This is a genomic window from Microcystis sp. M_QC_C_20170808_M9Col, from assembly GCF_007095495.1.
GTDB lineage: Bacteria > Cyanobacteriota > Cyanobacteriia > Cyanobacteriales > Microcystaceae > Microcystis > Microcystis aeruginosa.
Genome location: NZ_SFBZ01000018.1, coordinates 1 through 9,581, shown reverse-complemented (window position 1 = coordinate 9,581; position 9,581 = coordinate 1). Strand labels below are relative to the sequence as shown.

Here is a 9,581-nt window from a genome sequence, read left to right as displayed (position 1 = left end):
TTCAGGGAAAAAGTACCTGAATTTTCCCCCGATCCCCGCAATGGCTGGCACTTTTTGAGGGGAAAAAAGTCCAAAAGTCTTATCCAACAAGGTTTTTAGATTTATTCAGCAGACCCTAATTAACGAGTAATTTAGATAGTCAACAGCTTAGATATAGCAATTCCCATAGTTGTGAGGTACAGAGTCTTAGGTTTTGAGGATTCAGGATTCAGGATTCAGGATTCAGGATTCGGGAGTTAAGATTTTGGTGTACCTCATGAGATTGGGAAACGCTATAATCACTTTAAAAGTCAGACAGAGGAATAATTCCACAGGCTTGAATTTTGCTTAAAACGAGGTGAAGTTGCCACAATAACCAATTGCCAACTCTCCAGAAAGCCAGGGAGTTTTGATTGTCAGAAGCTTCCGCAGATGGGTAACAAAGATTTTCTTCAAAAATCAACCAATGAACGGGTAAATGACCGAGGGGAGAATTCGGCTCTAATTCAAAGTTTAGTTGCTCATAATTGAGCCATTGACCTTCCTTCCGCCAACCTAGGCGATCGCCAAGTTTCTTTTGGGTTTCATAATCCACTAAACCACCGAGACTAGAGAAAATGGCTTGCTGAATACTAAAACCGAAATGACCATGACTATAATGAAGCCAAAGTTGATCAATTTTTTTCAGATCCGAACAAGGTAATTGAGCAATATCTTGAGGATAAACCTCATTCCAGTAGGTCTTACGCAAGATTTTCAATAGTAGCTTGGTTGTTTGGCGATCAGCCGCTTGCCACTGTTGCTTTCTTAGCAAATCTTGTAATTGATTATAATCAATATCAGCCGATTCTTGAGTTAAGATATTTGGGGAAGTCTGGGGATTTTTAGAAGTAGAAGATTTGTGAATATTGTTTTGAGTGAATTGAGAGACAACTATTGCTAGGGGAGTTTTGGGGATAGTGTCTTTTTGACAAGCCTCTTGTTCTGCTAAATGATGAGATAATTTATTGATGGTTTTTTCTAGGGAAATAAATTGTTCTGACCATTCACTTTCATTGAATAAGTAATCATTAAATTGATCCGAGGAAAAAGCCTCTTTTAACCTTGCTTCTTTCTCGTAACCAGTCGCCATAAAATTTAGCAAAAACTCAGAATTTATGGCTGAATCTGACGTTTCTAAGAGAGCAGGCTGAGGTGGAAAAATATTATCTACCAAATACTTAATTTCTCCAACTGTTGCATAAAATTCTTCATCCACCTTAATCACTTCTTCTATTAATAATTGAAAAGGAGCAAAATAGTCCTGTAAGTAGTTTTCAAAATTAATCGCATTTTGGGCAAGATCCGCAATTTCTTGGCGAACTCGTTGAGATTTGAGTTGATAATGATTTAATTCCTCATAAATTTTGAGTTCTTGAATAATTGCTTGCACAATTTTTTTCTGCTTTTGAGTATCCTCGGCTAATTTCTGAACTCCTTCCCCTAGTAATTTAGTTTTTCTCAACATCAAAAAAGATGTTTTTCCCAGTAGCAAAATTGCCCGAAAATTTTCCTGTTTTTCTAGCTTGAGTTGATTGAGAATATTTTGATTATTATTATTTTTAATTTCTAACTTTATTCTCTCGTAGTCTAAGATTTTCAATTCTTGATATTTTTGGGAAAATAAAATTTTGAGATTGTCACTGAGTTGGAGTAAAAAACGATAATATCCGTCTTGATATATTTCTAGTCCATTAATTAATAAATTATAGTCTTTAATTAATAACTGAGTCTCGATCAAGATTTCTTGTTGAGTGATTTTTTCTTTTCGTTTAATAATCTTACCAAAATAGTAATGGTAGCGAACTCCTTCTTGAATTAATTTCCGACGTTCCTTGATGATTTTCTGAAAATTTTTTAAGTATCTATTTTTAAAAACAGGAAGTTGATAGCTTTGCTCATAAATGGCAATTTTTTTATAGGTCATCAGATGTTGAGAGTTCCTATTTAGCATAGCTATCTTAGACCAAAAAATTCCTCAATACTTAGCAATAATCATCCGCTGCCCCCAGCTATTGCAAGAGGGAGCAATACCTAATTAAACATTTTCAACTTCAACAACAACCGGTTCATTTTCAATAACTGGTTCATTTTCAATAACTGGTTCATTTTCAATAACTGGTTCATTTTCAATAACTGGTTCATTTTCAATAACAACTGTTTGAGGACTTTCAGGAGTTGGCTCAGTTACAGTTTCTTGCTGCTTTACTGTCTGTTCTTGATGGTCAGTCAAGTGTTTTTTGGTTTTTAATTTCAGGTCATCAGTCAGAGGTAAAGCATCAATTTCAGCCAAAAGTGTTTCCAGGGATTCTTTTTTACTTCGCTCAGTGTAAAAAGCATTTAGAACCGCTTCAATTCCGTACTGAGCAATCGCATCTCCTAGCACAGTAACCAACCCCATCGCTCCAATACCCAGAAAAACTACAAAGGGTTGTCCGAGGGTCAGAATTAGCACGATGACAGCAATAATAGCCGAAGCTAAATAAGTACCTGCCACTTTTTTGATAATGTTATCGAGTTCCATAAAAATCACCTCAAATTTCTAGCGAAGGATTAGTTTAATTCTAAAGCAAGGTTAATCTGTCTGTTGATCGTCGTCAAGTAAAGCTTGAAGAAAAGGTTCGAGACTTTTGGGACGATAATCGGAAAAAGCCTTTAATCGTTTTACCACACTGTGATGAACAGTGACAACTTTTGTATTGAAATATCGCCATTGCTCACCTCCTAAGGACGACAATCCTTTAACAGTATTATCGAACTTGATGGTCGGGTCTAGTTTAATTTGGAATTCCTCAGATTCAGAGGTGGTTGAGTCAAACTCTAATCCCAATTTTTTGGCTTGATTAATCATCCATTGTAACGGGTAATCGGAAAGTCCTTGATATTCTTTTTTGCCACCACCTAGACAGGTATGTTCACCCACAAATAAAACTTCTTTAACAACTTGTTCGGGATTTTCTGGATTGGCTTTGATCGGAGTATAAGGGAAGTTTTTACGTTTTTCATCAATGGCAACAGCATGAAAAGCATTCTGGATAATCGGACTTAATTTTGTATTACTAAATTCATATTTTTTATGATAAAACTTAGCCAGGGGAAACCAAGGAGTTAAATCAGGAATACCAAAATTGCCAACTGTATCCCAACAACCTAACATCTTGACTGGAATACGATCTTGAAAATCTTCCTTTTCTGTCTCAATTTTTTTAGCATTAGCGGCACGGAATTGTTGAGCTTTGGCACTATCAGAACTAACGGTGTGGTCTCGATAGAGTTGATAAGCCAGGGGAATTTCTTTAATCTTAGAGCGTTTTAGGATTCCACATTTATCGATAAAACTAGCCAAACAACGAACGATATATGCGCCTCGACTAAAACCTAACAAATAAATTTCATCCTCGGTTGTGGGATTGTAGTTAAGGACAAGAAAACGATAGGCATCTTGAATCATCCGATCAAGGCCCCAGCCAAAAGTTTCATTCCCTAAACTTTTAATAAATTCGTTATCTTCGGGGGTGCCAGAACCTGACAAAAAGACGATTTGGGGGGTTTGATCCTCGGCAATATACTTAATAGATTCGGCGAATTTAACCACATTAGTGGGGTAAGCACTGGTAGAGTCTTCCCAAGAACCATCACAACAAATAATTAACCGTTTTTTCTGGTTTGAATAAGTGAGGATATCTGGTTGAGAAATTGCTGTTTCACTAATCTCCTCAATTTCATTGCTGGCAAGAGCAGCTTCTGCAGCAATTATAATTGATTCTGAATTATCTTCCCGGGAAGGTTCTTGATTTTCGGATGGAGCATCCTGTTCAACCACTTCTTCTTCTTCAAGGGAGTTAAAAATTTCGTTGACCATTGTTATCCTTTTCGCACTCCTTCTAGCTTTACTGCTAGTCTGAGTTTTTGATTTAGGGATCGAGGTCGGTTTGGAGGGAAGACTATCTAGTTGCCAGGTTGTCCCATAAAGAATACCATGATTGCTATAACTTGTTTGATCCTCGGCACTGCCATTGAGTGATAAATAAGTAACTAAGCCAAGGTCATCAACTAAGGGAGATTGATACATCGCTTTTTGGATTTCTTCTTGGCTACGCGCTTGATTCCAAACAGAAAGTTCTGCAAGACAACCTTGCCAATAATGAGAGAGATTAACAGAGGCTCCCAAGATGATTTTTTCAATCCCCATTAAGGCACGGTTATGACCGTTGCCACGATGCCAAATGATACCATTGCGATAGATCAACATTCGGCCTGTGGTCGCATTTTTGACAAAGGCCCAATGAGTCCAATCACTATAATCCTTAAGCTTGACTTTTTTTTCAATTCGATCGAAACCTTCTTCATTACCCGCATCCCAAAAAATCGCAGGTTTCACGGGATCGCCCCAAGGCAGGGTAATATGTAGAACGCGGTTATTTTCCCGATTAACAGCTTCTAAGAGAGTCGTTTCTGTAGCTAAATTATTTTCCCCTTTTGCCCAAAATGTAATGGTAATACTCTGATCGATGTCAAGAAATCCGTGGGATAGATCAATATGATCATCGATGCCATTAAATTTTAGTACAGAGCGTTGTTCAGCCATTGGTTTTGTCATCGACCGGGGGAGAAAGAGGTAATCAGGGGTTCAGGGATTCTGACGAATAAGAGACTGATCTATCTGTCGTGATTTCCCAGAATGCTACCGCCTAGCTTAACACATTTTAGTTATCTAGCGATATATATAAATAAATGTGTAAGTAGATGGGCGTAAAAAACTCTAAGATCCCCCCGCCTGTCGGCACCCCCCTTATTAAGGGGGGCAGGGGGGATCGAGTGCAAAACCTATCTTCTATTTAATTGCAAACAGCTACTTAGGAGTCAACGACTAATATTCCAGAGCCGGCACTTGCTGTGGCGAGAAACTCAGAGGAGTTGACCCCAATCCCTATCGCCATCAATAGGCTTTGGTGGGATGCTCATGGCTGATTGACATCCCTCCCCGGGCCGGTTAACAGCAAACCCTAGGTACTTATTGTAACTCTAACCAAATTCCTCGGCAGCGCTCTACAATTAGTCCCTGAAAAATTAATTGGGTTGCGGGATGAATCTCTACTTTATACAGAGCAAAAAGACCTGTTGGACTATTTAGATTCAACTCCCTTCGCGTTAGAGATAAGGCTTTTGTTCGGTGCATTTCCACCGCTTTTAGTAAGCCTGGATAACTGATATTCCGCAGGGCCAATTGACCATTTTTTGTGAGATAAATAGCATCATTTTGCAAGAGATATTCCAAACTGATCAAACTAGCGTGGACATCCACATCTTTTTCTAAACCCCCTAAACGGTGAGCATCTAAACCAAAGCGAATGCAGAAATTAACAGCGACTAATTTTCCCGCTTCTTCGGCAGGTAAAGCACAATCGGCAAATTCAAACCCTAAACTATCTGAGCGCCACTCCTCGACTCCGGCATAGGTATAGTTTTGAAACAGTTTATTTTTGAGTTTTAAGTCAAATCCTAACCCACTAGCATGACCCGCTTCATGGAATTGGGTATCGAGATGGCGATAGCGTTCACCATTAATTTGATCCTCCAGGGGTCCTAATAGCAAATCGGCCGTTTCTGGCTCAAAAATTTTTCGGATACATTCGTAGCTAGAACCGGAAAAGCGTCGTTTTTGCTCACTGGCATTATTTAAAGCTGGTCCTTGAACACTATTGGGAAAAGTCCACCTATGGGGAACGATAAAAGCCTCCCCCTTTTCACCTTTAACCGTGCCACAACTAGCAATTTCAGTAAAGGATAAATTTCTGGGAATCGGTTGTCTTAGACTGCCAAATTTTTCACGAGTCAAGCTTTCTAGTTGTTCGATAGAAGGTTGACTATTTTGGTGAATTTTTCCGTAAATTGCACTCAAAGTGAGTTGTCGTTCTCCCTGACGATTGATGCGATAGGGAGCAATCATCAGAAAATAACCATTTTTGCCGATAAAATTCAGATTAATGAAATCTTCTGATAAAATGCTCCAGTCGTTGGTTTCCAAAGCTGCTGCTGTTTTCCAGAGCCACTGAGCCGGAATTTCACAGCTATCTGCTTCCTGTTGACGCAGTTTTTTCGCCGCAATCGCAATTTTATTTTGTTCGATATCTTGGACGATTTCTTGGAAGAACTGTTGTTGATTAACCAGGGTTTGATTCATTTTTGGGGTAGCTAAGTTGGTGTAATGGTTTAACGTTGTTTTTTGACCCGTCTCTCATCGGCTAAACTCTTAGCCATTTTAAGATTTTAGGGTCTTTGTCATAGCGATAGGTCAGTCCATCTTTCCCCGTAATTGATTTTCCCTGACTGGCTTTGCTTCTAATGCTACTAAGGGAATAGTCGCTTAATTCCTTCATTTGTGCATGGGAAAGTCCCTCTTCGACTTCTGTTAAGATTGTTGTCGTTGGCGATTCGGGGGGGGGTTCCCCGGCAGAATTGATTTTAGGATTGACCTCGGTTTCCTGATTCGCTAAATCTTCGAGCCTAGCTTGAGAATTATCGACAGAAATATTAATAATTTCTTTCACTTTTTGTCGGCGATATTCCTCCACTGTAAGCAGTTGCCAATGGGAATTACTAGAGAGTTCTAAAACCCATTGATGATAGTTAAAGAGACTTTCCCGATGTCCAACACTAATAAAAGTTGTGTGAGTTTTCTGCAATTGCCGATATAAATTTTCCTCATTGTTTAAGTCCAAAGCACTTGTGGCTTCATCGAGGATAGTAAAACTGGGACGGGTAATTAATACCCTAGCAAAAGCCAAACGTTGTTGTTCTCCCAGGGACAAAATGTTTTCCCAAGGCTCTTCTGTATCAAAGCTATTGACTCGATTTAGTAAATTTTGGAGATTGACTTCTTGTAAAACTTCCCTTAATTTTATCTCATTGGTTTCTTGATTGCGATTGGGATAAAGTAACTGTTCTCGCAAGGTTCCTAATATTATATAGGGACGTTGGGGCAGAAACAATACTTCTTCTAGGGGGGGACGCACTAATCGGCCGGTTCCTGCATTCCATAAACCGGCAATTGCGCGTAGCAAGGAACTTTTACCCCGACCACTCGGACCGACAATTAATAAACCTTGTCCTGGCTGAACAGAAAGGGAGAGGTTTTCGACAATTACCTGTTCATAATCGGGGGTTTGCAAGGTGACATCTTCAAAGGAAAATTGGTTTTCTTCGATGGTTTTAATCGTGCTTAAATTTTCCGGTTGTTTAATGACTTCTTCTAAGGCTTGGGAAAATTGCGATAGACGTTCAACATAACTGCTAAATTGTGCCGAAGTGCCAAATTCACTAATTAATTCCGCCAGTGCCGTAGCAAACAAATTAGCCGCTAAACAGGCTTGCCCGACCTGTCCGAAACTAATGCCCTCACTATTGATATACAAAGGACCCAAAATGACAAAAGTAAATACTTGAATTGCCGCCTGATAGCCCCGACTAAAAATTTCTGTGCCTCTCTCCCAATCAATTTTACGTTTAGCACTGTCTAAGAGTTTATTAAATCGCCGCTGAATAATATTTAATTCCTGATTTTCTCCCTCAAAGAAAGCGATTGACTCCGCATGATTACGAATGTGGGTTAGAGCATAATTATAGTTAGCCTTAAGTTCTAATTCTTCTTGAGTGATTTTATTTAAGGCTTGGTTAAAATAGATAGCAATGACGTTACCGAGAATTGTCCAAACGACTAAAATAATGGCGACAGAGGAAGAAATTGACCAGAGAATCACTAAAAAAGTGATCATATCTAGGACATTTTCTAGGGCAACGGCAAAAAAGGAGAGAGCTTTACTGGTAATCGGCTCAATTTCCTGGGATAAACGCTGATCTGGGTTGTCGATATCGGATTTAAAATTAATTCTGTAATAGGCGCGATTATGCAAATATTTGTTGAGAATCCAGTCATTGAGCCAAGCATACCAATCCAGGGCGATTCTTTTTCTGAGAAATTTAAGCAAGCCAACTAAAAGGGTGACAAAGAGCAGTCCAACCGCAAAAACTACCAAAGTTTTGACAAATTTATCAAAATCACTTTTTTCAAGAATGACATCAACTAAGTAATTACTAACAAAGCTATTGAAGGCATTTAAGCCTACAACCGCTAGGATTGCCCCGATTAGTAGGATGAGCATTGCCCAAGCTTGGATCACATCGGAAAAAGTCCTTCCCCCCGATTCAGTAGGATACCAATAGGGAGCAGCGATCAGCTTGACACTGTGCCAAAATTTGCTGACATCGGAGATAATATTAGTCGTCGATCGATCTTGAGGGACTTTGGCGGACATATAGCATTTATATTTGAGTTGTGGACATTTTGCTGGAATGATTTTAGATTTTGGCTGGATTGGCGGAGTAGAAGGCAATTGGCGAAAATATAAAGCTCCCCGACAATTTTAAGGTTATTGTGTTTGAGTTGTGCTAACATACTCCCGTCGCTTTATCTGTCAGTGTAAAGAGATGGCTTTCTCAGCCCCCCTGCTACTGCTTTTTTAACCCTCGTTATCTTACTACAAGTAACCATTGTTTTGATAGCTAAAGCTAGTGAGCGCTTCTCAGACTACCACATATTACCGAATTTCGTTGACCATGACAAATTTTTTTGTCTGTGATAAGATTTCGAGATACAGGTTTCACAGCAATGAGGTGCGCCGATTTTCTTCCTCGTTTCCTCAAAGCGATAACAGATTTTGCGGCATCATGGTGGTAAAGTTATGGCAGCAGCCTCAGAAAATTATGAAGAAGGAGAATTATGAAAATAGCCTAACTAAAATTTAAGCTTTTCAGAGCCATTTTGGAAAAAATGTAAAAAATTGTATCCATCACTAAAATTTATCATCCAGAATGTGCTATGAATAGCCAAACAGTCTTTTTATGGAGTATGTAAGCGGTTGCTCCCATAGCAAATCATTTTAACAATAACCACCGACTCCCTACCATTGATAATTTTTGTTTGGTCTATAGTGTTTAGTCTTTGAGGGTACTTAAATTTATGAAAAACGTTGATTATATCTCTAAACAGTAGCTCAAGTTAGAACTACTGAACTCAGCCAAACATCACCCCCATTCCAAAAATACCAGAACATCAATTAAGGAAAAGGATACTATTAATGAAAGTCGCAGAATTTTTATCTTACTTAAATAGTTTAGAAATCAAGCTTTGGCTTGAGGAAGATAAGTTAAAATATCAAGCTCCCCAAGGGGCGATGACACCAGAAATTAAGCAAGAAATCGGCACAAGAAAACCAGAAATTCTCACTTTTTTAAGAAGCGCAGCAACACCATCTAAACCCCTTGAATCGGTCATTAATACCGTTGCCCGAACTGAAGATTTACCCCTATCTTTTGCTCAACAGAGAATGTGGTTTCTCTATCAGATGGATCAGCAAAATTCGGCTTATAATGAAGCTCTAACCATCCGTTTAACGGGACGCTTAAACATTGATATTTTAGAGCAAACGATTAATGCTATTATTCAACGGCATGAGAGCTTACGCACAAGCTTTCCAATGGTTGAAGGAAAACCTATTCAAAAA

At 38.9% G+C, this 9,581-nt stretch carries 6 protein-coding genes; 1 reads left to right on the top strand and 5 read right to left on the bottom strand.

The genetic code is table 11. The features are described from left to right. Positions 1-283 precede the first annotated feature (283 nt). From EWV68_RS01335 to EWV68_RS01315, 5 genes are all read right to left on the bottom strand, one after another. Positions 284-1,945, bottom strand: a complete 1,662-nt coding sequence (locus EWV68_RS01335) for a GUN4 domain-containing protein (protein WP_049897889.1) — start codon at positions 1,943-1,945, stop codon at positions 284-286. A 111-nt stretch (positions 1,946-2,056) separates the two neighbouring features. Continuing rightward, positions 2,057-2,542 carry a hypothetical protein gene (locus EWV68_RS01330; protein WP_041804435.1) on the bottom strand — a complete coding sequence of 162 codons (486 nt, stop codon included), beginning with the start codon at positions 2,540-2,542 and terminating at the stop codon, positions 2,057-2,059. Between the two features lie 51 nt (positions 2,543-2,593). Next, positions 2,594-4,606, bottom strand: coding sequence for a phospholipase effector Tle1 domain-containing protein (locus tag EWV68_RS01325; protein ID WP_287168563.1), 2,013 nt, complete (start codon positions 4,604-4,606; stop codon positions 2,594-2,596). Between the two features lie 426 nt (positions 4,607-5,032). Further along, positions 5,033-6,202: a DUF6014 family protein gene (locus EWV68_RS01320; RefSeq protein WP_287168561.1), complete on the bottom strand. Its 1,170-nt coding sequence runs from the start codon at positions 6,200-6,202 to the stop codon at positions 5,033-5,035. Positions 6,203-6,263: 61 nt separating this feature from the next. Then, positions 6,264-8,333 (bottom strand): ABC transporter ATP-binding protein/permease, encoded by a 2,070-nt coding sequence (locus tag EWV68_RS01315; protein ID WP_287168559.1) that lies wholly within the window; start codon positions 8,331-8,333, stop codon positions 6,264-6,266. Positions 8,334-9,155: 822 nt separating this feature from the next. On the opposite strand from EWV68_RS01315, the gene EWV68_RS01310 reads away from it, so the two are divergent. Next, positions 9,156-9,581: TubC N-terminal docking domain-related protein (locus EWV68_RS01310; protein ID WP_287168558.1), on the top strand; the 426-nt coding region annotated here is incomplete at its 3' end.

What these genes read in the sequence shown, in the direction of transcription:
- EWV68_RS01325 (WP_287168563.1), bottom strand. Translation starts at nt 4,606, where the DNA reads ATGGCTGAACAACGCTCTGTACTAAAATTTAATGGCATCGATGATCAT.
- EWV68_RS01320 (WP_287168561.1), bottom strand. Translation starts at nt 6,202, where the DNA reads ATGAATCAAACCCTGGTTAATCAACAACAGTTCTTCCAAGAAATCGTC.
- EWV68_RS01315 (WP_287168559.1), bottom strand. Translation starts at nt 8,333, where the DNA reads ATGTCCGCCAAAGTCCCTCAAGATCGATCGACGACTAATATTATCTCC.
- EWV68_RS01335 (WP_049897889.1), bottom strand. Translation starts at nt 1,945, where the DNA reads ATGACCTATAAAAAAATTGCCATTTATGAGCAAAGCTATCAACTTCCT.
- EWV68_RS01330 (WP_041804435.1), bottom strand. Translation starts at nt 2,542, where the DNA reads ATGGAACTCGATAACATTATCAAAAAAGTGGCAGGTACTTATTTAGCT.